Annotated in this window: 26 protein-coding genes; 24 read left to right on the top strand and 2 right to left on the bottom strand. The window is 55.7% G+C overall.

Features of this window, described 5'->3' with window-relative positions; all coding sequences use genetic code 11:
- Positions 1-6 precede the first annotated feature (6 nt).
- Complete coding sequence (locus C7E10_RS04575) at positions 7-681, bottom strand: Crp/Fnr family transcriptional regulator (RefSeq protein ID WP_105326175.1); 675 nt, start codon at positions 679-681, stop codon at positions 7-9.
- A 149-nt stretch (positions 682-830) separates the two neighbouring features.
- On the opposite strand from C7E10_RS04575, the gene C7E10_RS04570 reads away from it, so the two are divergent.
- The 3 genes from C7E10_RS04570 to C7E10_RS04560 all read left to right on the top strand — a co-directional run bounded on the left by C7E10_RS04570 (position 831) and on the right by C7E10_RS04560 (position 4,928).
- Positions 831-2,018 carry an oxygen-binding di-iron domain-containing protein gene (locus tag C7E10_RS04570; RefSeq protein ID WP_105326174.1) on the top strand — a complete coding sequence of 396 codons (1,188 nt, stop codon included), beginning with the start codon at positions 831-833 and terminating at the stop codon, positions 2,016-2,018.
- Between the two features lie 209 nt (positions 2,019-2,227).
- Positions 2,228-4,297 carry a polyribonucleotide nucleotidyltransferase gene (locus C7E10_RS04565; protein WP_105326173.1) on the top strand — a complete coding sequence of 690 codons (2,070 nt, stop codon included), beginning with the start codon at positions 2,228-2,230 and terminating at the stop codon, positions 4,295-4,297.
- Between the two features lie 196 nt (positions 4,298-4,493).
- Positions 4,494-4,928: a zinc ribbon domain-containing protein gene (locus C7E10_RS04560; protein ID WP_105326172.1), complete on the top strand. Its 435-nt coding sequence runs from the start codon at positions 4,494-4,496 to the stop codon at positions 4,926-4,928.
- Positions 4,929-5,009: 81 nt separating this feature from the next.
- Here C7E10_RS04560 and rpmB read toward each other — a convergent pair whose 3' ends face one another.
- Positions 5,010-5,201, bottom strand: a complete 192-nt coding sequence (gene rpmB, locus C7E10_RS04555) for a 50S ribosomal protein L28 (RefSeq protein WP_105326171.1) — start codon at positions 5,199-5,201, stop codon at positions 5,010-5,012.
- Positions 5,202-5,284: 83 nt separating this feature from the next.
- Here rpmB and recG point away from each other — a divergent pair, with 83 nt between their 5' ends.
- The 21 genes from recG to C7E10_RS12510 all read left to right on the top strand — a co-directional run bounded on the left by recG (position 5,285) and on the right by C7E10_RS12510 (position 23,525).
- A complete protein-coding gene (recG, locus tag C7E10_RS04550; RefSeq protein ID WP_255668045.1) occupies positions 5,285-7,384 on the top strand; it encodes an ATP-dependent DNA helicase RecG in 2,100 nt (699 codons plus the stop codon).
- Positions 7,385-7,471: 87 nt separating this feature from the next.
- Positions 7,472-8,218, top strand: coding sequence for a TVP38/TMEM64 family protein (locus C7E10_RS04545; RefSeq protein ID WP_105326169.1), 747 nt, complete (start codon positions 7,472-7,474; stop codon positions 8,216-8,218).
- A 195-nt stretch (positions 8,219-8,413) separates the two neighbouring features.
- Positions 8,414-10,480: an elongation factor G gene (gene fusA / locus C7E10_RS04540; protein WP_105326168.1), complete on the top strand. Its 2,067-nt coding sequence runs from the start codon at positions 8,414-8,416 to the stop codon at positions 10,478-10,480.
- Between the two features lie 341 nt (positions 10,481-10,821).
- A complete protein-coding gene (gene tkt, locus C7E10_RS04535; protein WP_105326167.1) occupies positions 10,822-12,810 on the top strand; it encodes a transketolase in 1,989 nt (662 codons plus the stop codon).
- Positions 12,811-12,905: 95 nt separating this feature from the next.
- Positions 12,906-13,706 carry a bifunctional hydroxymethylpyrimidine kinase/phosphomethylpyrimidine kinase gene (gene thiD / locus C7E10_RS04530; RefSeq protein ID WP_105326166.1) on the top strand — a complete coding sequence of 267 codons (801 nt, stop codon included), beginning with the start codon at positions 12,906-12,908 and terminating at the stop codon, positions 13,704-13,706.
- A complete protein-coding gene (thiM, locus tag C7E10_RS04525) occupies positions 13,703-14,527 on the top strand; it encodes a hydroxyethylthiazole kinase (protein ID WP_231085955.1) in 825 nt (274 codons plus the stop codon). The genes thiD and thiM overlap by 4 nt, the downstream gene beginning before the upstream one ends.
- Positions 14,508-15,143 carry a thiamine phosphate synthase gene (gene thiE / locus C7E10_RS04520; protein ID WP_105326165.1) on the top strand — a complete coding sequence of 212 codons (636 nt, stop codon included), beginning with the start codon at positions 14,508-14,510 and terminating at the stop codon, positions 15,141-15,143. The genes thiM and thiE overlap by 20 nt, the downstream gene beginning before the upstream one ends.
- Before the next feature lie 12 nt (positions 15,144-15,155).
- Positions 15,156-15,599, top strand: a complete 444-nt coding sequence (locus C7E10_RS04515) for a hypothetical protein (RefSeq protein ID WP_105326164.1) — start codon at positions 15,156-15,158, stop codon at positions 15,597-15,599.
- 66 nt (positions 15,600-15,665) lie between these two features.
- Positions 15,666-16,016 carry a YlxM family DNA-binding protein gene (gene ylxM / locus C7E10_RS04510; protein WP_231085954.1) on the top strand — a complete coding sequence of 117 codons (351 nt, stop codon included), beginning with the start codon at positions 15,666-15,668 and terminating at the stop codon, positions 16,014-16,016.
- Between the two features lie 2 nt (positions 16,017-16,018).
- Positions 16,019-17,365 carry a signal recognition particle protein gene (ffh, locus tag C7E10_RS04505; protein ID WP_105326162.1) on the top strand — a complete coding sequence of 449 codons (1,347 nt, stop codon included), beginning with the start codon at positions 16,019-16,021 and terminating at the stop codon, positions 17,363-17,365.
- Between the two features lie 27 nt (positions 17,366-17,392).
- Positions 17,393-17,665, top strand: a complete 273-nt coding sequence (gene rpsP / locus C7E10_RS04500) for a 30S ribosomal protein S16 (RefSeq protein ID WP_105326161.1) — start codon at positions 17,393-17,395, stop codon at positions 17,663-17,665.
- An 11-nt stretch (positions 17,666-17,676) separates the two neighbouring features.
- Positions 17,677-17,904: a KH domain-containing protein gene (locus tag C7E10_RS04495; protein ID WP_105326160.1), complete on the top strand. Its 228-nt coding sequence runs from the start codon at positions 17,677-17,679 to the stop codon at positions 17,902-17,904.
- A gap of 102 nt (positions 17,905-18,006) precedes the next feature.
- Entirely contained in the window at positions 18,007-18,414 is a 408-nt protein-coding gene (locus tag C7E10_RS04490) for a YlqD family protein (protein ID WP_105326159.1), read from the top strand.
- Between the two features lie 4 nt (positions 18,415-18,418).
- A complete protein-coding gene (gene rimM, locus C7E10_RS04485) occupies positions 18,419-18,913 on the top strand; it encodes a ribosome maturation factor RimM (protein WP_105326158.1) in 495 nt (164 codons plus the stop codon).
- Positions 18,914-19,678 (top strand): tRNA (guanosine(37)-N1)-methyltransferase TrmD, encoded by a 765-nt coding sequence (gene trmD / locus C7E10_RS04480; protein WP_231085952.1) that lies wholly within the window; start codon positions 18,914-18,916, stop codon positions 19,676-19,678.
- Between the two features lie 125 nt (positions 19,679-19,803).
- Entirely contained in the window at positions 19,804-20,145 is a 342-nt protein-coding gene (rplS, locus tag C7E10_RS04475; protein WP_105326157.1) for a 50S ribosomal protein L19, read from the top strand.
- Positions 20,146-20,208: 63 nt separating this feature from the next.
- Positions 20,209-20,556, top strand: coding sequence for a hypothetical protein (locus C7E10_RS04470; RefSeq protein ID WP_105326156.1), 348 nt, complete (start codon positions 20,209-20,211; stop codon positions 20,554-20,556).
- 54 nt (positions 20,557-20,610) lie between these two features.
- Complete coding sequence (gene lepB, locus C7E10_RS04465) at positions 20,611-21,150, top strand: signal peptidase I (protein ID WP_105326155.1); 540 nt, start codon at positions 20,611-20,613, stop codon at positions 21,148-21,150.
- A gap of 261 nt (positions 21,151-21,411) precedes the next feature.
- Positions 21,412-22,329: a ribosome biogenesis GTPase YlqF gene (gene ylqF / locus C7E10_RS04460; RefSeq protein ID WP_105326154.1), complete on the top strand. Its 918-nt coding sequence runs from the start codon at positions 21,412-21,414 to the stop codon at positions 22,327-22,329.
- Positions 22,316-23,119, top strand: a complete 804-nt coding sequence (locus C7E10_RS04455; RefSeq protein ID WP_105326153.1) for a ribonuclease HII — start codon at positions 22,316-22,318, stop codon at positions 23,117-23,119. Before ylqF ends, C7E10_RS04455 begins: the two co-directional genes overlap by 14 nt.
- Positions 23,120-23,135: 16 nt before the next feature.
- Positions 23,136-23,525: a YraN family protein gene (locus C7E10_RS12510; protein ID WP_200820208.1), complete on the top strand. Its 390-nt coding sequence runs from the start codon at positions 23,136-23,138 to the stop codon at positions 23,523-23,525.
- Positions 23,526-23,560: the final 35 nt, after the last annotated feature.

The following is a 23,560-nucleotide window of genomic DNA, read 5'->3' as shown; positions in this document are numbered from 1 at the left end:
TGGCGGCTATTCCTCCTCCAGCTTTTTCAGGACGAAATGGTTTTTGTGGTACTGGAGGATGCCTTCTTTTTGCAGCTTGGACAGTTCGGTGGACATGGCGGCCCGTTCTACGCAGAGATAATCCGCCAGCTGCTGCCGGTCGTAGGGGATGGCAAAGGATAGGCTGCCCTTTTGGAGGACCTGGGAGGACAGGTAGGACAGGAGTTTTTCCCGGGTGGTCCGTTTGCTGAGATGGGTGAGCTTTTCGTTGAAAACCATGGTCTTGCGGCCCAAAATGGCTACCAGGTTTTGAATCAGCCGGTTGTGGAAAGCGCAGGCAGCCTGGCAGGAGGTGAGCAGCCGGCTGACGTTCAGAAACAGCAGTTCGCAGTCCTCTGCGGCCACTACGCTGGCATTCAGCAGACTGCCCGGTACGGCGGCAAAGGGCTCGGCGAAAATATCCCCGGCGCCAATCCGGGTCATAATATGGCGGTGGCCCCACAGGTCTTCCTGGATGGCTATGACGGAGCCGGACAGCACCAGGCCCATTTCCTGGGTGGGTTCCCCGGCCCGGAGAATGTATTCATCGGCTTTTTTCCGGCAGTGCCGGGGGCCCAGGCAGCCCATTAAAATTTTGCTTTCTTCCGGCTTGATGCCTTTAAACAGGGCGTGATTTTGGAGCTTTTTTGTGTAATCTTCCATAATTCCTCCATGTTTGTTTGTTTTCCAACATAAATAATAGTTTCAGTGTACTATACTGATTGCAGAAAAACAAGAAATCCCGTATGATAGGGCGTATTGATAAGCGTTTTATAATGGCAGCAGGTAAGAGGATTTAGGAGGAGAGCAGTATGAAAAAGCAGGTAAAAAACAATGTCAGCTGGGTAGGCTATATCGACTGGGAACTGGAACATTTCCACGGGGACGATTATTCCATCATGAATGGTTCCAGCCAAAATGCCTATCTGATTGAAGAAGAAAAGACCGTGCTGGTGGATACGGTGTGGGCGCCCCATCGGTTCGAATTCGTGGAAAGCCTGAAAAAGGCCGTGAACCTTCACAAGATTGACTTTATCGTCATGAACCATGGGGAAGTGGACCATTCCGGGGCGCTGACGGCCCTGATGGAAGAAATTCCTGGAACGCCCATCTACTGCACCGCCAATGCCGTAAACAGCATCAAGGGCCAATACGGAGACCGGGGCTGGGATTTCCACGTGGTGAAAACCGGGGATTCCCTGGACGTGGGAAATGGCAAGAAACTGATTTTCGTGGAAATGAAAATGCTCCACTGGCCGGATTCCATGGCCACCTATCTCACTGGGGACAACATCCTGTTTTCCATGGACGCCTTTGGCCAGCACTTTGCCGTAGAAGAAATGTTCAATGACAAAGCCAACCAATGCCTCCTGATGAAGGAAGCCATGAAATACTACGCCAACATTCTGAATCCCTTCTCTCCGCTGGTGACCAACAAGCTGAAGGAAATTGCCGGCCTGGGCATCCAGATTGATATGATTGCCCCTGCCCATGGGGCCATTTGGCGGGACAACCCTCTGCAGATTGTGGAGAAATACGGCCAGTGGGCTGCCCAGTACCAGGAAAACCGGGTGACCATTGCCTACGATACCATGTGGGAAGGTACTACCAAGCTTGCCCACGAAATCGCCCGGGAAATTGCCCGCCAGAGCCCGGATACGGTGGTGAAGCTGTTCAACATTGCCAAGTCGGACAAGAACGAAGTGATGACGGAAGTATTCAAATCCAAGGCCATTGCCGTAGGCTTTCCCACGGTGAGCAACGACATTCTCTCCAGCGTTTCCGGCTGGCTGGCCTTCCTGAAGCAGCTGAAATTCAAGAACAAGAAAGGCGCTGCGTTTGGCTGCTATGGCTGGAGCGGGGAAAGCGTCAAGATCCTCAAGGAAAAACTGAAGGACGCTGGCTTTAAGGTGGTAGAGCCGGAAGTGAGATCTCAGTGGAACCCGGCGGAAGAAGATTTTGCCAAGGTGCCGGCCCTGGTGAAAGCCCTGCTGGAGTAGGCCCGGACTAGTTGCCGCAGAACCCTGGGAAAAACCAAATACCCAAATAAGTACACCTGCATTCTGGTGCTGCCGCTGGCGCCCAGGGTGCAGGCTTTTTCACAACTGCTGGGGGAACCTTTCTGGGATTTTTATTGTAGTTTTTCCAACTTCTGTAGTATAATATTTTACATACATGTCAAGAGTGTAACATAAGGAGGATGCAGAGGATGCATACATTTAGCACGGACCTGGGAGGAAGAACTCTCACGATTGAAACCGGCAAAATTGCCAAGCAGGCCAATGGTTCTGTATTGGTGCGTTACGGCGATACGGCTGTAGTAGTGGCCGTCACCGGGACGGATACCCCTCGGGAAGGCGTTGACTTTTTCCCGCTGACGGTGGACTTTGAAGAAAAGATGTACGCCGTGGGCAAGATTCCCGGAGGCTTTTTACGGAGAGAAGGACGCCCGGCAGAAACGGCCATCCTGACTTCCCGTCTGATTGACCGCCCCATTCGTCCCATGTTCCCGGAAGGCTACCACAACGACGTACAGATTGTGGCCACTGCCGTTTCCGTGGATCCCGACAATGCTCCGGACATTCCGGCTATGATTGGTGCTTCCTGCGCCCTGTCCATTTCCGATATTCCCTTCGAAGGCCCCATTGCAGGTGTTCGGGTGGGCCTGATTGATGGCCAGTTCATCGTGAACCCCACGGTAGAACAGGCTGCGGTCAGCGAAATGAACCTGTGTGTGGCTGGTACCAAGGATGCCATTTTGATGGTAGAAGCTGGTGCCAAGGAAGTTTCTGAAGAAACCATGCTGGACGCCATTTGGTTCGCCCATGGGGAAATCAAGAAACTGGTTGAATTCCAAGAAAAAATTCAGGCTGAAGTGGGCAAACCCAAGATGGAAGTGCCCGTTTACACGCCTCCTGCTGAACTGGTGGAAGAAATCCGCCTGTACGGCGAAGACAAACTGAAGGCTGCCCTGATGGATGCGGACAAGCTCCATCGGGAAAAAATGGTGGATGAAGTAAAAATGGAAATCGCTGAACATTTCAGCGAACTGTATCCGGACAACGCCGTAGATGTAGCCTACATTACCCAAAAGCTCATCAAAGCGGTAGTGCGCCATACCATTTCCGTGGACAAGATTCGTCCCGATGGCCGTGCTTTGGATGAAGTACGTCCCATCAGCTGTGAAGTAGGTCTTCTGGCTCGGCCTCATGGCTGCAGCCTGTTCACCCGTGGACAGACCCAGGTACTGAACTGCCTGGCTCTGGCTCCCCTGCGGGAAGCCCAGACCTTGGACGGACTGGGTACCGAACTGGTAAAACGGTACATCCATCACTACAACTTCCCGCCCTACAGCGTAGGCGAAACCAAACCCCTGCGTTCCCCGGGCAGACGGGAAATTGGTCACGGCGCCCTGGCAGAACGGGGTCTGCTGCCGGTAATCCCTTCTGAAGAAGAATTCCCGTACACCATTCGGCTGGTATCTGAAGTGCTGGAATCCAACGGTTCCTCCTCCATGGCCAGCGTCTGCGCCAGCACCCTGTCCCTGATGGATGCCGGCGTGCCCATTAAGGCTCCGGTTTCCGGCGTAGCCATGGGTCTGGTCAAGGAAGGCGAACACTTCACCATCCTCACCGATATCCAAGGGCTGGAAGATGCGCTGGGCGATATGGACTTTAAGGTTGCTGGTACTGCCAAAGGCATTACCGCCATCCAGATGGATATCAAGATTGACGGCATCAACAAGGAAATCTTCCAGCAAGCCCTGGCCCAAGCCAAAAAAGGCCGTGCCTTCATCCTGGGCAAGATGCTGGAATGCATCTCCGAACCCCGCAAGGAACTGAAGAAGTACGCTCCCAAGATTACCACCCTGAAGGTGAACCCGGACAAGATCAAAGATATCATTGGACCTGGGGGCAAGGTAATCAAGAAGATTGTGGAAGAAACGGGTGCCAAGATCGATATCGAAGACGATGGTACTGTTTACATTGCAGCCGTGAACTCCGAATCTGCTGACAAGGCCATTGCCACCATCAAAGGCATTACTGCTGAACCGGAAGTGGGCAAGATCTACACCGGTAAGGTAACCCGCATCATGAACTTCGGCGCATTTGTGGAATTCATGCCCGGCCGTGAAGGTCTGGTACACATTTCCCAACTGGCCAAGGAACGGGTGGAAAAGGTGGAAGACGTGGTCAGCGTCGGCGACGAAATCGTCGTGAAACTGGTGGAAATCGACAGCAAGGGCCGGATGAACCTGTCCAGAAAAGCTGCTCTGTAAGTTTAGACAAAAAAGACTTCCTGGAACTCCGTAAGGAGCGCCAGGAAGTCTTTTTGCGTAAGAAGGGGCAGGGAAGGGGACTGCTGACAAAGCGTCCTAAAAATGGTAGAATTATAAAGATAGCCCTGTTTTCAGGGTATGGGAAAGAAAAACAGGGAACGGCGTTCCCTATCAGCTGGTATAAAGGAGTAGGAATATGCGTGTAAATGGCAGCGGCGGCAGTTTTGTGCAGCAGGCTTTTCAGATTCCCCTGGAGGCTGCCTGGCAGCTGGGGCTTATGGTCATTGCCGATATGGGCATTGAGGCAGAAAGCCAGGACGATCAGCAGCATCTGTTTTCTGGGTCCCTGCTGACGGAAGAAAAAAGCTTTCTGTTTGGCCGGCCCAAGCGGAAATTCGTGACGTTTGCGGTGCAGCCGCTGGAGGAGGGCTGCCAGGTGATTGTGGACATCCACAAAAAACACCTGGAGGTGTACAGCCTGACGCCCCAAAACCGGGAAACCAAGCAGTTCATGGAGCTGTTCCAGCAGAAGGTGGACGCCTATCTGCACCAGCGGATCTGCAGCCGGTGCGGTCAGGCCGTGGCAGTGGGCATGGCCTTTTGCCCCTACTGCGGGCAGAAGCTGGACTAGGGCAGAAGGGTAGGCGCAGCCCAAACTGCGCAACAAAAAAGGACCAGTTGTCAATGACAACTGATCCCTCAGCTTTATAGCTTAGATGGCGCGGGTTACCTTGCCGGAACGTAAGCAGCGAGTGCAAACGTTGATGCTTTTTACTTCACCGTCTACCACCGCTTTAACCTTTTGTACGTTAGGTTCCCAAGAACGTTTTACATGTCTATTGGAATGGCTGACGTTGTTACCGGACAGCTCACCTTTGTTGCAGATTTCACAGATGCATGCCATGGTCCCACCTCCTTCTAGTTATAAGGCAATGCTTTACATTTTTTTAAATCAGTGTATCTATTCTAACATATACGCTTAGTTTTATGCAAGTATATTTTCAGCAAGAGGAGAGAAAAAAGATGTGGTGGCAGGAACCCATTACCAAATTAAAAGGCATCGGGCCCAAAAAAGCCCTGGAATTCGAAAACTTGAACATACAAACCATTGGGGATCTGCTGAACCATTTTCCCCGGCAGGGCTGCTACCTGGACTATTCCCATGTAAAAACCATCAAGGAATTGACCACGGACGGGGAAATGCAGCTGTTCAAGGGACGGATTGTCCGGCTGAACCAGCGGCGCAGCGCCCGGAATATGAAATACGCCACGGTTACCGTAGGGGACGACACGGGCTTTGCGGAAGTGATGCTGTTCGGACCCCAGGTGTACGGGGTGCGGTTTTTGAAAAACGGGGAGGAGGTACTGGTCATCGGCAAGGTGACCCAGGGCCGCACGGCCAAAAGCGTGACCAATGCTTCCCTGTCGGCGGTAAAGGAGGAGCAGCAGGCGGCGCCTGGGATTTTGCCCACCTATGCCCTCACCGGCGGCCTGAGCCAGAACCAGGTGCGCAGCGCCGTAAAGCAGGCCCTGGCTTTGGCCAAAAAGGAACTGCCCGAGTGCCTGCCGGCGCCCATTATGGAGAAATACCATTTTCTGGGTCGCTACGAAGCCCTGCGGAACATCCATTTTCCCAGTTCTCCCAAACGCCTGGACGAGGCTACCCGGCGCTTTGTTTTTGAGGAACTGTTCTTTCTCCAGTGCGGGCTGCTGCACCACCGGACGAAAATCAAACAGGAAAACAGCGGCATCAAAATGAGCCCCAACGGAAAGCTGTGGCTCCAGGTGAAGCACAACCTGGGGTTTGAGCTGACCGCCAGCCAGAAAAAGGCCTGGCAGGAAATTGACGACGATATGCAGGGCACGGAACCCATGAACCGGCTGGTCCAGGGGGATGTAGGCTCCGGCAAAACGGCGCTGGCCCTTCTGGCCATGGCCAAGGCCGTGGAAAATGGCTACCAGACCTGCCTGATGGCGCCTACGGAAATCCTGGCAGAGCAGCACTACAAGGAAATGCAGAAGGTGCTGGAACCGGCGGGCATCCATACGGCCCTGCTTACCGGCAGCCTGAGCGCCAAGCAGCGCCGGGAAGTGCTGGAAGGCCTGGCGGACGGCAGCATCCAGGCGGTGGTGGGCACCTACGCCCTGATTCAGGACGCAGTGGTGTTCCAGTCCCTGGCTCTGGTCATCACCGACGAGCAGCACCGGTTTGGGGTGGCCCAGCGGGCCAAGCTCCAGGACAAGTCCACGGCGGCGCCCCATGTGCTGATCATGACGGCCACCCCCATTCCCCGGACCCTGGCCCTGACGGTGTACGGGGATTTGGACGTTTCCCTGATGAAGGGGCTGCCCCCGGGCCGTAAACCCGTCCAGACCCTGTGCTATACCGAAGATATGCGCCCCGGGGTCTACAAGGGGCTGATTCACCAGATCCGGCAGGGCCACCAGGGCTACGTGGTGTGTCCTCTGATTGAGGAATCGGAAGGGGTGGACGCCAAGGCCGCCTCGGAGCTCTACGACGAGTTGACCCAGACCTATCTCAAGGGGATTCCCTGCGGTCTGCTCCACGGCCGGCTGAAGGCGGAGGAAAAGGACCAGGTGATGGAGGACTTCGTCAAGGGCAAAACCAAGGTGCTGATTACCACCACGGTGGTGGAGGTAGGGGTGAACGTACCCAACGCCACCCTGATGATTATCGAGGGTGCGGACCGGTTCGGCCTGGCCCAAATGCACCAGCTCCGGGGCCGGGTAGGCCGGGGCAGCGCCCAATCCTACTGCGTGCTGCTGACGGCTTCCCAGAATCCGGTGACCCTGGAACGGCTCCAGATTATGCGCACCTGCAGCGACGGCTTTCTCCTGGCAGAAAAGGACCTGGAGCTCCGGGGCGCTGGCCAATTCTTCGGACTGCGTCAACATGGGTTGTCGGACCTTTATATAGCTGATATACTACGAGATGCAGATACTTTGGTGGAAGCCCGGAAAGCAGCCCTTTGGGCCATGCACGACCCCGAGACGGCGGCTTTTGTGGAAAATGCTGCGGCCACCACCCAGTTTGACGGACGTTTTGACCGGATTTTCAATGCCTAGGCGGCAGCCTTCGCCTATAAATGCACAGCCACCTTCCTTGCAGGCGCCTTTGGCCCTGCACAACCTGACCCTAGAAAGCAGGCGCTTATGACCCCAGACCAAGATCCCAGTACCCTACCTCAAAAGAATAAAAGCAAGGACCACTGTGAAGCCCGGGTTTTTAAATTCATTGCCTTTGCAGCCCTGGTTCTGCTGCTGTATCTCATCAATGTGCTTGACCCCACCTTTTATGGCCACGTGTTCCACCTGGTGAAAGGCGGGGACATGGAAGAAGCCGTGTGCTTTCTCCGTTCCTATGGCCCCTGGGCCATTGTCATCAGCTTTTTCCTGGACGTGTTCATCAATGCGGCGGGCTTTCTGCCCTCCATTTTCATGTCTACTGCCAACGGAGTGGTGTTTGGCCTGCCCATTGGCATTACCATTTCCTGGGCGGCGGAGTCCGTGGGCGTAATCATTTCCTTTCTGATTATGCGCTACTTTCTCCGGGCCACAGCAGAAAAGGTCATTATCAAAAGCAACAACCTGAAGAAAATCGATGACATGAGCAGCGACAAAGGCCTGGTGGTCATGGCCCTGGCCAGGACTCTGCCCTATTTTCCGTCGGGGATTCTTACCTGCCTGGGGGCCATCAGCCGGATGAGCCTGCGGGATTATGTGATTGCCACTTTTCTCGGAAAATTTCCCTCCACCTTTTTGGAAGTGGTGGTGGGCCACGATATCGTCAACTTTCATGAGCATATGCACCGGTTGGCCATTCTCACCACCCTGGTGGTGCTGGCCTACGGCACCCTGCTCTATGTCCAATACAAACGGCACAAAAAGCCCAAAGCCTGAAGAACGTCCTCTGGCAGAACTGCTGCTGGAGGGCTTTTTTGTTTACCGAAAAACTTTTTTGTGTATCTTTCCTTACAAAAATTCCTGTTATTTGAAGAAAATTCAGAACTTTACCCGGTCTTTGCAGGAAAAGGGCCCACTGCACCCGAAAAAAGTCATCAGATGTTTGTGATTACCGATTAAGGGGGGCTTATTGTGAAAGAGTATACAGGCGATAAAATCAGAAACGTAGCAATCGTGGGACACGGCGGAGCCGGGACCACTTCCCTGACGGAAGCACTGCTGTATCGCAGCGGGTCCATCAGCCGGATGTGCAAGGTGGAAGACGGCCAGACCACCACGGACTTTGAACCGGAAGAAATCAAGCGGGGCGTTTCTGTCAGCGCCACCTTGGCCCCGGTGGAATGGCGGGACGTGAAGATCAATTTCATTGATACCCCGGGCTTTGCCGACTTTGTAGCCGAGGTAAAGGGTGCTTTCCGGGCTGTGGACAGCGTGCTGATTGTGGTCAGCGCCACCAGCGGTGTCCAGATTGGCACGGAGCAATGCTGGAAACTGGCGGAAGAAGCGGGGCTGCCCCGGCTGATTTTCGTCAACAAGATGGACCGGGAAAACGCGGACTACGACAATATCCTGAACAACCTGCGGGCCAAGATCGGCAAGGAAGTACTGCCCCTGGAACTGCCCCTGGGCAAGGAAGAAAATTTCTGCGGCGTCATTGACGTGTTCAATATGAAGGCCTATCGGGGCAACGGCAACGGAGCGGACGAAATCGAAGTGCCGGACGATATGAAGGCCTGGGTGGAAGACGCCCACAGCAAGATGGTGGAAGCTGCGGTGGAAGCCGATGATGCGGTAATGGAACGGTACCTGAACGGGGAAGACATTTCGGACGAGGACATTATGCGCTGCCTGGTAAAGGGCATCCGCCAAGGAATGATTTTCCCGGTGCTCTGCGGTTCCGCCTATAAGAACATCGGTCTGGGCCGCTGCCTGAACGCCGTGGTGGACTACACCTTCCCGGCCATTTTGAACGACTTCATTGTAAAGGATGTTAAGACCGGCGAAGAAGAAATCAAGGACTCCAACGCAGCCATGGCAGCCCTGGTGTTCAAGACCACCTCCGATCCCTTTGTGGGCCGGCTCAGCTTTGTCCGGGTGTTCTCCAGCACCATCAAGAAGGACAGCACCGTGTACAACGCCAGCCGGGAAGAAAACGAAAAGGTGACGGGTATCTTTACCCTCCGGGGCAAGACCCAGATTCCCATGGACCAGATTGTGGCCGGGGATATTGGGGTGCTCTCCCGCCTGCAATTTACGGCTACCGGGGATACCCTGAGCGACCCCAATGTGCCGGTCCTGTTCCCGCCCATTGATTTCCCGCTGCCCATGTACAGCCGGGCCATCTACCCCAAGAAGAAGGGGGACGAGGACAAGATTGCTTCCGCCCTGACCAAGATGACGGAAGAAGATCCTACCATTATTGTCAGCCGGAACCCGGTGACCAAGGAAACCCTGATCAGCGGCATGGGGGACCAGCATCTGGAAATCATTATGGAACGGATGCAGCGGAAATTCGGTGTGGAAGCTGACCTGAAGGCGCCCATTGTGGAATACCGGGAAACCATCCGGGGCAGCGCCGACGCGGAAAGCAAGTACAAGAAACAAACTGGCGGCCACGGCCAATACGGCCATGTGGTCATCAAGATGGAACCCCTGCCTCCGGGAAGCGGCTTCGTCTTTGAGGATAAGATTTTTGGCGGGGCCATTCCCCATCAATATATTCCTGCGGTGGAAAAGGGCATGAAGGAATCCATGAAACACGGTATCCTGGCCGGCTATCCGGTGGTAGACCTGAAAATCAGCCTGCTGGACGGTTCCTACCATACGGTGGACTCCTCGGAAATGGCCTTTAAGGTGGCTTCCCACCAGGCCTTCCAGAAGGCCGCCGAACAGGCCAAGCCGGTGCTTATGGAGCCCTATTATAACCTGAACGTGTACTGCGACGAACGGATGACCGGGGACGTGATTTCCGACCTGAATGGCAAACGGGGCCGGATTCTGGGCATGCAGACCCTGGAAGATGGCCGGGCCTGCGTCAACGCCCAGGCTCCCTATGCCGAGGTGTTGGACTACGCCGTGGACCTGCGGGCCCTGACCCAGGGCACGGGCTCCTTCGAGATGAAGTTCGACCATTACGAAGATGTTCCGCCCAAACTGGCAGAAAAAATTATTGCGGAAAGTAAGCAGGAAAAAGCCTAACCATTAGCGAATAAGAATAGTGTCACGAAGGCGGCAGTTTGCAGGTGTAGGGGCCTGGACTGCCAGGGGATCCTCCGGCGTGCCCAAAACAGGCAGGCCGGAGGAGCTTCGGGACAACCGCTGTTCTTATAGTGAACAACAACCGAAAAACCGCTTTCTGTGCCGGCAGCGCTGCTGTACCGGGACAGGGGGCGGCTTTTTGGCGTTTGGACCGAAAAATCCTGGAAAACGGAGAAAATTCTGAAAAGTGCCACGTGTTGCGTAAACGGTAAAAATATCCTATAATCAAAATGAATTGCACCGTATTTCAATCTGTCCAATCATGGGGGAGTTCAAACTAAATGAAAAATATTGACCAAGAATGTATCAACACCCTGCGTTTTTTGTCCATTGATGAAGTTCAGGCCGCCAATTCCGGCCATCCGGGCCTGCCCCTGGGCACCGCGCCCCTGATGTACACCCTTTGGGACCGCTTCATGAAATATAATCCCAAGAACCCCAGCTGGTTCAACCGGGACCGTTTTGTCCTGTCTCCCGGCCACGGCAGCGCACTTTTGTATGCTATGCTCCATGTGGCTGGCTATGACCTGTCTATTGAAGACCTGAAAGCCTTCCGGCAATGGGGTTCCCGGACTCCGGGCCATCCGGAATATGGCGTTACCGCCGGCGTGGACGTTTCCACCGGTCCTCTGGGCCACGGCTTTGCCATGGCAGTGGGTATGGCTATGGCAGAAGAAATGCTGGCTGCCCGCTACAACAAGGAAAACTTCCCGGTGGTGGACCACTATACCTTCGGCATTACCTCCGACGGGGACCAGATGGAAGGGGTGGCTTCTGAAGCTGCTTCCCTGGCTGGTACCCTGGGCTTGGGCAAATTGATTTTCTTGTACGATGACAACCACATTACCATTGAAGGTAATACGGAAATTGCTTTCCGGGAAAATGTGGGCGCCCGCTTTGCCGCTTACGGCTGGCAGGTGCTGAGAGTGGATAATTCCGAGGACGTGGAAGCCCTGCAAAAGGCCGTGGAAGAAGCCAAGGCCGATACCAAGCATCCGTCCCTGATCATCGTCAAGACCCATATCGGGTTTGGCAGCCCCCGGCAGGATATGGCCAGCGCCCACGGCGAACCCCTGGGCGAAGACAATGTGGCCAAAACCAAGGAAGCCGCTGGCTGGGACAGCAGCAAATTCTTCTACGTGCCTGATGAGGTCAAGGCGCATTTTGACGCCAAAATTCCGGACTGCCAGAAGAACGAAGCCGACTGGAACCAACTGGTTATCGACTACGCCAAGGCCTATCCGGAACTGGCCCAGGAACTTACCGACCGGATTAACGGAAAAATGGACCTGGATGTGAAAGAGCTGATGAAGGTCTTTGCGGATGCCACTTCTGTAGCTACCCGCAGTGCTTCCGGCACCCTGCTGCAAACCCTGTCCGACCAGCTGCCCGCGCTTATTGGCGGTTCTGCTGACCTGGGTCCTTCCAACAAGACCGAAATGAAGAACAAGGGCTTCTTCTCTGCAGAAGACCGGACCGGCCGGAACATCCATTTCGGCATCCGGGAACACGCCATGGGCTGCATTGTCAACGGCCTGTGCCTCCACGGAGCCATCCTGCCCTTTGGCGCTACCTTCCTGGTGTTCTCCGACTTTATGCGCCCGGCTGTAAGAATGGCCGCCCTGATGGGTATCGGCAGTATGTTCGTGTTCACCCATGACAGCATTTTCGTAGGGGAAGATGGTCCTACCCATGAACCCATCGAGCAAACCATGAGCCTGCGGCTGATTCCCAACGTATCCGTTTTCCGTCCGGCTGACGCCCTGGAAACGGCCGTTGCCTGGAAAGCCGCCTGCGAAAACCGCAAGCAGCCCACCTGCCTGATGCTCACCCGGCAGAACCTGCCTGTGCTCCACGACTATGCAAAGGTGATTGCCAAGAACGCCGCCAAAGGCGCCTATGTGCTGAGCCCGTCCCCCCGGGACAAGGTGAAAGCCATTCTGCTGGCTACCGGCAGCGAAGTACATCTGGCCCTGGCCGCTCAGGCTGCCCTGGACAAGGAAAAAATCGGCGTAACGGTGGTTTCCATGCCCAGCTGGGATAAGTTCGACGCCCAGGACGAAGCCTACCGGAAGAAGGTCCTGCCCAAGGATACGCCGGTCATTGCTTTGGAAGCTGGGGTCAGCCTGGGCTGGGCCCGCTACACCGGCAGTGAGAAACGGGTGCTGGGCATTGACCGCTTTGGAGCCTCCGCTCCGGGCAAGACCGTTTACGAAAAGTTTGGCTTTACCGTGGACCATGTGGTAGAAATGGTAAAGAAAGTTAAATAAGATTTGTCTTCCTTGGCATCAAAGGAAACTGGTAAAGAAGCGCTGTATGGATTTCCTTTCCTGCGGCGCTTCTTTTTTGGAAAAGAGGCGCGCTGATGTTTCACTTATTAACCATTGCCGGATCCGATTCTTCCGGCGGGGCCGGCATCCAGGCCGACCTGAAATCGTTTGCAGCCCATGGCTGCTTTGGCATGAGTGTGATTACTTCCGTAACGGCCCAGAATACCACCGGCGTTACGGCCATCCAGAATATTGACCCGGAAGTGGTGGCCGCCCAGATTGATGCGGTATTCACGGACATCCGGGTGGACGGGGTGAAAATCGGCATGGTTTCCACGTCCCCCATTATCCGCACCATTGCGGAAAAAATGCGCCAGTACAAGCCCAAGGTCCTGGTGGTGGATCCGGTGATGGTAGCCACCTCCGGTGCCTACCTGCTGGAAAAGGACGCCCGGACGGATTTGATCGAAGACCTGCTGCCCCTGGCGGACCTGATTACCCCCAACATGATGGAAGGGGAAGTGCTGTCCGGGCTGACCATCCGCAGCAAGGCGGATATGGAAAAGGCGGCGGCCATCATCCTGGAAAAGGGCGCCAAGGGCGTTCTCTTAAAGGGCGGCCATTTGGCCCAGACGGCCGATGATTATCTTTTGACCCGGGACGGGGGCAAGTGGTTTGACGGCCCCCGGTACGATAACCCCAACACCCATGGTACAGGGTGCAGCCTGTCTTCTTCTTTGGCAGCGGACCTGGCCAGCGGGATGACGATGGAGCAGGCCGTCCGGGAAGCCAAGGACTACGTGGCCCTGGGCATCAAAAACGGTCTGCCGGTGGGCCACGGCCACGGCCCCATCCATCACTTTGTAACCATGTTCAAGAAGGCCGGGCTGGAATGATGGAAGACCTGCTGGCCGAGTTTTCGGTAATCAGCGGCCAGGTCCGGGAGCGGCGGCCGCTGCTGCACCACATTACCAATTACGTCACCGCCGGCTTCTGTGCTGATGCAGGCCTTGCCCTGGGAGCCCTGCCCATGATGACGGACGCCCCGGAAGAAGTGGAAGCCGCAGCCCGCCGGGCGGACGCCCTGGTGTGCAACCTGGGTACCTTCAGCACTAGCCATTATGAGGCCATGGAAAGAGCCATGGGGGCGGCCCGGGAAGGCGGGGTGCCCATTCTCCTGGACCCGGTAGGGGTCATGACGGTGGACTGGCGGAAACAGGCAGCCCTCAAACTTTTGCAGGGCGGGGTGACGGTGCTCAAGGGCAACGGCGCCGAAGGCCGGGCTCTCTTGGACTGGCGCCAGGGAAAGGGCAAAGGGGTGGACGCAGGACTGGAAACCCAGCCGGGCCTATTGGCCAAAGCCCTGGCTCGGACCTATCATTGTGTGGCGGTAATTACCGGTCCGGTGGACGCCCTCAGCGACGGAAAACGGATACTCTATGCCCGGAACGGGTCGGCGCTGCTTTCCCGGATTACCGGGGCAGGGTGCATGACCGGCACCGTTATGGGAGCCGGCATTGCCGTGGCGGAGTCGCCGCTGGCAGGTGCCCTGTGGGGGCTAACCCTGATGAACGTGGCGGCGGAAGCGGCCCAGGTGAACTGCCCGGGACCGGGAACTTTCCGGGCCCGGCTGATGGATGCCCTATACCAGGAAAACGGCCTGACGCTCCAGCAGAAATTTCGGGGGGAAGAACAACGTGACGAAGAAAATCATTGATTACAGCGTATATTTGGTGACGGATACCCATTGCCTGAAGGGCCGGGATTTTTACGCCGCCGTGGAAGAAGCCCTGAAGGCCGGGGTAACCCTGGTCCAGCTCCGGGAAAAGGAGGCCTCCTGGGAAGAACTGCTGGCCAAGGGAAAACGGGTGAAAGCCCTGTGTGACCGCTATGGGGTACCCCTGCTGATTGACGATAATATTGCAGCGGCCAAGGAAATCGGCGCCGCCGGGGTCCATTTGGGCCAGGAGGACGCCGCCATCGAAAAGGCCCGGCAGGAACTGGGACCGGACGCGGTGGTGGGCATCTCCGCCCACAATGTGGCGGAAGCCACCGAGGCCCAGCGCCGGGGTGCGGACTACCTGGGAGCAGGAGCCCTGTACCCTACGGGCAGCAAAAAGGACGCCAAACTGCTGCCGGCCCAGACTTTCCGGGCTATTGTGGCCGCAGTCCAGATTCCTGTGGTGGGCATTGGGGGCATCCACGAGGACCAGTACGCCCAGGTTTTGGAACTGGGGGCCAGCGGCTGTGCCATGATCAGCGGTATTTTGGGGGCAGCGGACATTACCGCCACCGTAACCCGGCTGAAGGCGTTGTACGCCGCCCGCCGCTAAAGGAAGGTGCCTATGGCAGGAAACAAAGAAGCGGAAGCTCTGGGCCGCAAGGTCCTGGAGCTTTTTACCTACAGGATTACCGATGAGATTTTCCAGTTCATCGAGAAACACCCGGAGCTCCTGGAGCAGTACCGGGAAGCGGTGAAAAACAGCTCTGCCCATGGGGTCAACGCCGTTTTGGGAAAGATGATCACCGAAGCCTATGACCTGGAAAACCTGAACAAGGAAACCAATCCGGAGTCCAAACTGCTGAAAAAGTACACCCGGCACGGGGTCCGCTGGGATAAGGACAGAACCCGGCGCATGGCCAAAAAAGTCATGTACGGCGGGGAGGACCTGTTCTCCGGGGAGACCAAACGCCGGGAGACGCCGGTGAAGAAGGACGAAAACCAGGAGAAAACCGGGTTTGTGGAAGAAAGTTTGTTTAGCCTGGAAAAAACTGAGCCTGTCAAGTAAAAATGCTTGACAGGCTTGTGCCATTATAGTAGAATAAGCGTCGGTGATACCATGCAGGATGATGAATTGACAAAAAAGATCCGGTTTGGCCGGCTCTACGATATGTACGGCGGTCTGCTGACCGAAAAGCAGCAGGCTGTGATGGAGCAGTACTTTTACGATGACCTCTCCCTGGGAGAGATTGCGGAAAGCTGCGGCATCAGCCGCCAGGCAGTGTACGATCTGCTGCGGCGGGTAGAACAGACCCTGGAAAAATATGAATCCAAATTGCAGCTGCTGCATGGCGCCCAGGATACCCGGTTCAAGCTCCGGGGAGCCCTGTCGCTGCTGGAAGCCTGCAAGTCCGACGGCTTAACCGACCCACGTCTGGAAGAAGTCCGGACCATCTTGCAGAGTTTGATTGACGAAGGCAGGTAACTATGGCTTTTGAAATATTAACCGATAAATTGACGGCTGCCATCCAAAAGCTGCGCGGACAAAAGACCGTATCCGAACAGGATTTGAAGGATACCCTCCGGGAAGTCCGGCTGGCTCTGTTGGAGGCCGATGTAAACTTCAAGGTCGTCAAGGAATTTACAGCAAAAATCAAGGAGCGGGCCCAAGGGCAGCAAGTGGACCCCAGCCTGACTCCTGGCCAATATATTGTAAAGATTGTTCATGAAGAACTGATCAATCTGCTGGGCGGCACCCAGAGCAAACTGGCCGTGTCTCCCAACCCGCCCACCATTATTATGCTGGCGGGCCTGCAGGGCGCTGGTAAGACCACTACGGTGGGTAAGTTGGCCAACTACCTGCGGAAAAATGGCAAAAAGCCCCTGATGGTGGCTGGGGACGTGTACCGTCCTGCTGCTATCACCCAGTTGGAGGTCATTGGCAAACAGCTGGACATGCCGGTGTTTACCCTGGGCGACAAGGTTTCCCCGGTGGAAATTGCCAAGGAAGCCCTGAAGCGGGCCAATGCCCTGTTGTGCGACACGGTAATCATCGATACCGCCGGCCGTCTCCACGTGGACGAAACCCTGATGAACGAGCTGAAGGACATGAAGGAAGCCGTACATCCCGACGAAATCCTTTTGGTGGTGGACGCCATGACCGGTCAGGACGCCGTTACGGTGGCTGATGCCTTTAACCAGGCACTGGGCATTACGGGCCTGATTGTGACCAAACTGGACGGCGACGCCCGGGGCGGTGCGGTTCTCAGTGTGAAGGCAGTGACCAACTGCCCGGTAAAATTTGTGGGTATGGGCGAAAAGCTGGATGCTTTGGAACCCTTTTATCCTGATAGAATGGCTTCCCGGATTCTGGGCATGGGGGATGTGCTCTCCCTGATTGAAAAAGCCCAATCCGCCTTTGATGAAAAGGAAGCCCAAAAGCTGGCTGAGCATCTGAAAAAGAATGAATTTACCCTGGACATGTTCCTGGACCAAATGAAACAGGTCAAGAAACTGGGCTCCCTGGAATCCATTCTCAGCCTGATCCCCGGCATGGGGAAAATCAGCAAGCAGTTGGAAGGGGTGGACCTGGACGGCAAGGAAGTACGCCGCCTGGAGGCCATTATCACTTCCATGACTGCCGAAGAACGGCGCAATCCCCGGATTATCAACGGGTCCCGCCGGAAACGCATTGCAGCCGGCTGCGGCCAGCGGGTACAGGATGTCAACCGCCTGCTGAAGCAGTTTGAGGAAAGCAAGAAGCTGATGAAAACCATGCAGGGCATGAACAAGTATGCACGGAAGGGACGCTTTAAGCTCCCCTTCCTGCAATAAACAAATTCTTTTAAGGAGGTGAATCTTGTGGCAGTTAAAATCCGTCTGAAACGTATGGGTGCTAAGAAAAGCCCCTTCTACCGTATCGTTGTTGCCGACGAACGCGCTCCGCGTGATGGCCGCTTCATCGAAACCGTAGGTACCTATGATTCCACTGTTGATCCCGCAGTGATCAATATTGATGAAGAAAAGGCTCTGGCTTGGATGCTGAAAGGTGCTCAACCCACCGACACGGTTTGTTCCATGTTCAGCAAACAAGGCCTGATGGCTAAACTGGCTGGCGAAAAGGCTGGTAAATAAGGAGGTTGACTATGAAAGAGATAGTTGAAGTCATTGCTAAGGCTATCGTCAATAATCCCTCCGAGGTCCAAGTGGAGGAGGAGAGAAACGGTTCTTCCGTAATCCTCAAACTCCACGTGGCACCTGAAGATATGGGTAAAGTGATCGGCAAGCAGGGCCGCATTGCCAAGGCTATCCGCCTGGTGATGAAAGCTGCTGCCACCCGTGAAAACGTAAAAGTAATCGTAGACATTGATTAATGGAAGAGCAGCCCCTGTATTGCAGGTGATGCTCTTCTTTAGTCAGGAGACATGACGCGGATCCCGGCGCCCTGGCGTCAGGGGTTCAGTAAGGTGGATACTATGGATAAAATGATCGTCCGGGTACCGGTTGGCATCAAAGCCAAGGTGACCGAAGACCTGAAATCTCAAATCGTTGCAGATATGAAACGCCAGGTCCAGGCCGCCGAGCTGGATTTTGAACAATTCCAGTTCAATGCCAAACGGGCACTGAATGAACAAGCTGGTGCCGATCCCAATGCCCTGCGCGGTTTGCAGGAACAGATCGAGTACGAAAAGGCCCAGCGCGGCCATGCGCTCCAGGAGCTGAAAGATAAACTGGAACGGGCTGAAAATCTGGAAATTGGCAGTGAAGTCGGTCACGGCACACTGGAACGCAGTGTGGAAATCACCATCGGTTCCGATCTGGAATCCCTGATGGGCGCCGAAATCCTGGTGGAAGACGGCAAAGTCATCGGTTTTAGAGCGTGAGTCCATGGAACAGAAGATTGTGATTGGCAAAATTGTCGCCCCGCATGGCGTGCGGGGCGAATTTCGCGTTCTGCCCCTGACGGACCAGCCGGAACAGTACGAGGACAGGGAAACCCTGACCTTGGACAACGGCCGGGTGCTGCACGTAGTTTCCGTACGCTTCCATAAGAATGCGTACCTGGTAAAGGTGCAGGAAGTCACCGATATGGACCAGGCCGAAGCCCTGCGGGGCCGGACCATTGTCCTAAGGCCAGAGGAGCTGCCGCCCCTGCCGGAAGGGCAGTTCTATGTCAGGGACATTATCGGGTTTGCGGTGGTTTCTCCTGCGGGAGATCCCATTGGCACGGTAAAGGACGTGATTTCCCCGGGACCCACGGATGTGTTCGTGGTGGCTCCCCCGGAAGGGGAAGATATTCTGGTGGCCTCCATTGCCGAGAATATCAAAAAAATTGATTGGGACCAGAAGCAGGTGGTCATGGTCCTGCCGGAGTGGATCTAAGTGAGACAGTTCATCTTTCTCACCCTGTTTCCGGAAATGATCCAGCAGGCGGCGTCCTTCTCTATTTTGGGCAGGGCCGTACAGGAAGGTCTTCTTTCTGTAGCCTGCGTGAATCCTCGGGACTTTGCTACGGACCGGCACCGCAGTGTGGATGATACCACCTGCGGCGGCGGCGCCGGTATGGTGCTCCAGCCCCGGACCTATTTGGCTGCGCTGGAGCGGGCCAGGGAACTGGCACCGGAGGCTCTGGTGCTGGCGATGACCCCCGCCGGGGAAGCCCTGAAGCAGCAGCGGGTTTGCAGCTTGGCCGCCAGCGGCCGGGACCTGATCTTTTGCTGCGGGCACTACGAGGGCTTTGACGAGCGGATTCTGGCCCAGGCGGACCTGCGGCTTTCCGTAGGGGACTTCGTCCTGACGGGAGGGGAGCTTCCGGCTCTTGCCGTCATGGATGCAGTGGCCCGCTTTATTCCCGGGGTGCTGGGCAAGGCCGTCAGCGCTGAGGAGGAATCCTTTGCTGCGGGCCTGTTGGAATACCCCCAGTATACCCGCCCGGTGGACTATCAGGGACAGCTTGTACCCTCCGTCCTCACCAGTGGGGACCACGGGAAGATTGAAACCTGGCGGCGGAAGGAAGCCCTGCGGACTACCCTGAAGTACCGGCCGGAACTGCTCCGGACGGTGCCCTGGCAGCCCGGGGACGGCAAGCTGTTTCTGGCCGTCCAGGCGGAAGAAAAAAATCAGGGAAAGGACCCGGAAAAGGACTGATTTTGCAGCCCTTTTTCTTGCGCCCACCCTGTCTGTATGGTATAATACAGCGTATGCATTAACGGGCGGTCCGCTGTTAGCACGAGGCTAAGAATGAACGTCTTGGATTCTGAGGAGGAACATAAATGAACATCATCGAAGCAATTGAAAAGGAACAACTGCGTTCCGACATTCCTGAATTCCGTGCCGGCGACACTTTGAAAGTTTATGTAAAAGTAGTCGAAGGTACCCGTGAACGTGTTCAGCTGTTTGAAGGCGTTTGCATCTCCCGCAGTGGCGCAGGTGTGCGTGAAATGTTCACCGTACGTCGTATCGCTTCCGGCGTTGGCGTAGAAAGAACTTTCCCTGTACATTCTCCCAGACTGGAGAAAATTGAGGTATCTCATAGAGGTATCGTTCGCAGAGCAAAACTGTACTATCTGCGTAAACTGACCGGTAAGGCTGCTCGTATTAGAGAACGCCGCTAATCGGAAACAAAAAACGGTGGGGGACTGTCTGCGCAGTCCCCTTTTGTTTTAGGAGTTGGTAAGATGGCTGCACCTAAGAACGCACAGGGCTGGTCCGGAAAGTTGTCCAGTCTGCTGCTGTTTGTGATCCTGACCTACTGGCCCATGGTCCTTTTTGTGGACAAGGCCTGGACGGAACAGGGGCTGAACTTACTGGGACTGGTGTCCCTTTTGTACTGGCTGGCGGTAATCCGGGAACGCCAGGGCTTTGCCCTGCTGCAGCGGTACGTCCACGGGGACAAGAAGGCGGTAAACCAGCTGGTGGCCGGAGTCTGGAACTTCTGGAACCAGGATGCCTTTGCCACCCAGGCCACCTTGGTGAAACTGGTGGCGGTGCTGGGAATTCTCCATTTGCTGGGGAATCTGCTGTAAAAATTTTGGAAGCGGCGGTGCTGCGGCTTTCCAATTTTGTGCTAGGAGAATGGTATGGACGAAAAAGAAAAATCCGGGTCCTGGCAGGACACTGTCAGCGACTGGCTGATTTCCATTATTGTGGCCGTGGTGCTGGCCTTTGGGATTCGTACATTTTTGGTGGAACCCTATATGGTTTCCGGACCTTCCATGATGAATACCCTCCAGGACCAGGAACGGCTGCTGGTGAACAAGCTGGTGTACTACACCAGGGAGCCCAAACGGGGCGAAATCATCGTTTTCAAATATCCCAGTGACACCCGCAGGGACTTTATCAAACGGGTCATCGCCGTAGGCGGGGATACCATTGAAATCCGGGATGGGAAGACCTATGTGAATGGTGAGGCGCTGGATGAGTCCTATATCCGGGAACCCTTCCACACCAACTATCCCAAAACCACGGTACCCCAGGGCCATATTTTTGTCATGGGGGACAACCGGAACAATTCCGAAGACAGCCGGTACCGGGACGTGGGCTTTGTGGACCTGAGTCTGGTCAAGGGCAAAGCCAGCCTGATTTTCTGGCCCTTGGGACAATTTCGGTCTTTGCCTTGAGTAGAATAAGAACATGCAGGGTCGGTGCAATAACTGGCCCTGCTTCTTTTTTTGCCTGGGAAAAAAGTGGGGGATTCCCGTTAAACCCCTAAAAATGCCCGCATTTTGCAGGGAGAAAGAAAACTGTTATAATAAAACAAATTGAAAGCCGCAGGACCTGAAGGCTGCGGCAGAGGGGGAGCAACTGGCTCTCCTAAAGGACAGAAAAGAGCGGCTCTGCTGGCCTCTGGGCGGCAGGGCGTAGGATAGAAAGGAAAAACTATGAACGAAATGGAAAAAGAACCCAAGCTTCACATCCAGTGGTTCCCCGGTCATATGACCAAGGCCAAACGGATGATGGAGGAACAGCTGAAGCTGGTGGACGTGGTGGTGGAAATGCTGGACGCCCGGATTCCACGGTCCAGCGCCAACCCCATGCTGAAAAAGCTCATTGGCAACAAGCAGAAAATCGTGGTGCTGAACAAGACGGATATGGCGGATCCTGTGCAGACCGCCCGGTGGCTGGAGCGGCTGAAGGAACAGAACTTTACCGCCCTGGAAGTGAACTGCCAGAAGAACAAAGGGGTCAAGGCCCTGGTGGCGGCCATCCAAAAGGCCGGCCAGCCTACTCTGGACAAATGGCTGAAAAAAGGCGTCAAGAACCATCCGGTCCGGGTGATGATTGTGGGCATTCCCAACGTGGGCAAGTCCACCCTGATCAACCGGCTGCTGGGCAAAAACAAGACCGTGGCCCAGAACCGGCCCGGCGTAACCCGGGGGCCCCAGTGGGTCATCCTGGGCAAGGGGCTGGAACTGCTGGACACCCCGGGGGTGCTGTGGCCCAAATTTGACGACCCGGAAACGGGCTTTTCCCTGGCCGTGACTGGGGCCATCCGGGAAGAGGTATTCGACTTGGAAATTGCCGTGCACATTCTGCTGCTGCGGCTGAAGAAGTACTATCCCCAGGAACTGTCCGCCTACTACAACATTGCACTGGCGGAAGAAGACGGGGCCAAGGAACTGGAAGAAAAAATCGGCCGTTCCCGGGGTTGCCTGAAAGCCGGCGGCCTGGTGGACTACAACAAGGTCATCCAAATGGTGATCCGGGACTTTAAGACCGGCAAACTGGGGGCTTTCACCCTGGAGGTTCCGGGAAAAAGTGCTGCCGAAAAGGCGGAGGAACACCATGAAGATTGCTGAAGTGAAGGAACTGCTGGCGGGAACGCCCACCGCAGAACAGCTGGCGGAGCTGCGCCTGGATGCCCGGGCCGGGGTCCAGAAGCTGCTGGCGGCCTATACGAAGCGCCTGGCGGCAGAAGCGGCGGAACGGGACCGGCTGCTGCATTTCCAGGACCTGGAGCGCCGGTATTGGGAGCAGGGCCTGAATCAGGTGGCCGGCACCGATGAAGCGGGGAGGGGCCCTTTGGCGGGACCTTTGGTAACCGCTGCGGTTATTTTGCCCCACGGGATTTGGCTGCCCGGGCTCAACGATTCCAAAAAGGTGCGCCCTGCCCGGCGGGAAGAACTGTATGACGAAATTTTGGACCAGGCGGTGGCGGTGACCGTGACCATTCTGGGGCCCCGGGAGATTGACGCCCTGAACATCTATCAGGCGGCCAAGTGGTCCATGACCAACTGCCTGAACCACCTTTCCACGCCGCCCCAGGCAGCCCTGACAGACGCCATGCCCCTGACGCTGGCCTCTGGGATACCGGTGGAGGACCTGGTCAAAGGGGACAGCAAAAGCGCGGCCATTGCGGCGGCTTCCATTATCGCCAAGGTTACCCGTGACCGGCTGCTGGTGGAGCTGGACGCCCAGTATCCCCAGTACGGGTTTGCAGCCCACAAGGGCTACGGCGTTTCCACCCATGTGGAGGCCATTCTGCGGGACGGCCCCTGTCCCTGGCACCGGGGCAGCTACGAACCCATTAAGACCCACTTTCCCCAGCATCAGGGAATCAGTGAGGAAAAAACGCTGGTATTAAAATAGGCGGAGTGCCCGTGTCCTGCGCCTGCCAGCCGCTGAAACAGGAGGGATTGGTATACACGAACACAGATGCTTTGGCAACTGGGGAGAGGATGCAGCTGCCCAGTACCTGGAAAAACAGGGCTACCGGATTGTAGCCCGGAACTATGCTTGTGCTTATGGAGAACTGGATATTATTGCCCAAACAAAGAATACGCTGGTTTTTGTGGAAGTGAAAAGCCGACGCAGCCTGAAATTTGGCCGTCCGGCAGCAGCTGTAACCCGCGAAAAACAGGTTCACCTGCACCGGGCGGTTTTTGTGTATCTCAAGGAGCATCCAGGCTTTCGGGGCAAGATCCGCTTTGACATTATTGAGGTACTTTCCCTGCACGAGACCCTGAACATCAATCATATGCAGGCCTGCTTTTAGGCCAGACTACAAACGCTATTCTATTTGAAACAGGT

The sequence above is a fragment of the Acidaminococcus hominis genome, assembly GCF_900291475.1.
Classification (GTDB): Bacteria; Bacillota; Negativicutes; order Acidaminococcales; family Acidaminococcaceae; genus Acidaminococcus; species Acidaminococcus hominis.
The sequence above is the reverse complement of the archived record's forward strand: the minus strand, read 5'-3'. Positions and strand labels throughout refer to the sequence as shown.

What these genes read in the sequence shown, in the direction of transcription:
- C7E10_RS04575 (WP_105326175.1), bottom strand. Translation starts at nt 681, where the DNA reads ATGGAAGATTACACAAAAAAGCTCCAAAATCACGCCCTGTTTAAAGGC.
- C7E10_RS04570 (WP_105326174.1), top strand. Translation starts at nt 831, where the DNA reads ATGAAAAAGCAGGTAAAAAACAATGTCAGCTGGGTAGGCTATATCGAC.
- C7E10_RS04565 (WP_105326173.1), top strand. Translation starts at nt 2,228, where the DNA reads ATGCATACATTTAGCACGGACCTGGGAGGAAGAACTCTCACGATTGAA.
- C7E10_RS04560 (WP_105326172.1), top strand. Translation starts at nt 4,494, where the DNA reads ATGCGTGTAAATGGCAGCGGCGGCAGTTTTGTGCAGCAGGCTTTTCAG.
- rpmB (WP_105326171.1), bottom strand. Translation starts at nt 5,201, where the DNA reads ATGGCATGCATCTGTGAAATCTGCAACAAAGGTGAGCTGTCCGGTAAC.
- recG (WP_255668045.1), top strand. Translation starts at nt 5,285, where the DNA reads ATGCAAGTATATTTTCAGCAAGAGGAGAGAAAAAAGATGTGGTGGCAG.
- C7E10_RS04545 (WP_105326169.1), top strand. Translation starts at nt 7,472, where the DNA reads ATGACCCCAGACCAAGATCCCAGTACCCTACCTCAAAAGAATAAAAGC.
- tkt (WP_105326167.1), top strand. Translation starts at nt 10,822, where the DNA reads ATGAAAAATATTGACCAAGAATGTATCAACACCCTGCGTTTTTTGTCC.
- thiD (WP_105326166.1), top strand. Translation starts at nt 12,906, where the DNA reads ATGTTTCACTTATTAACCATTGCCGGATCCGATTCTTCCGGCGGGGCC.
- thiM (WP_231085955.1), top strand. Translation starts at nt 13,703, where the DNA reads ATGATGGAAGACCTGCTGGCCGAGTTTTCGGTAATCAGCGGCCAGGTC.
- C7E10_RS04515 (WP_105326164.1), top strand. Translation starts at nt 15,156, where the DNA reads ATGGCAGGAAACAAAGAAGCGGAAGCTCTGGGCCGCAAGGTCCTGGAG.
- ffh (WP_105326162.1), top strand. Translation starts at nt 16,019, where the DNA reads ATGGCTTTTGAAATATTAACCGATAAATTGACGGCTGCCATCCAAAAG.
- C7E10_RS04495 (WP_105326160.1), top strand. Translation starts at nt 17,677, where the DNA reads ATGAAAGAGATAGTTGAAGTCATTGCTAAGGCTATCGTCAATAATCCC.
- C7E10_RS04490 (WP_105326159.1), top strand. Translation starts at nt 18,007, where the DNA reads ATGGATAAAATGATCGTCCGGGTACCGGTTGGCATCAAAGCCAAGGTG.
- rimM (WP_105326158.1), top strand. Translation starts at nt 18,419, where the DNA reads ATGGAACAGAAGATTGTGATTGGCAAAATTGTCGCCCCGCATGGCGTG.
- rplS (WP_105326157.1), top strand. Translation starts at nt 19,804, where the DNA reads ATGAACATCATCGAAGCAATTGAAAAGGAACAACTGCGTTCCGACATT.
- C7E10_RS04470 (WP_105326156.1), top strand. Translation starts at nt 20,209, where the DNA reads ATGGCTGCACCTAAGAACGCACAGGGCTGGTCCGGAAAGTTGTCCAGT.
- lepB (WP_105326155.1), top strand. Translation starts at nt 20,611, where the DNA reads ATGGACGAAAAAGAAAAATCCGGGTCCTGGCAGGACACTGTCAGCGAC.
- ylqF (WP_105326154.1), top strand. Translation starts at nt 21,412, where the DNA reads ATGAACGAAATGGAAAAAGAACCCAAGCTTCACATCCAGTGGTTCCCC.
- C7E10_RS04455 (WP_105326153.1), top strand. Translation starts at nt 22,316, where the DNA reads ATGAAGATTGCTGAAGTGAAGGAACTGCTGGCGGGAACGCCCACCGCA.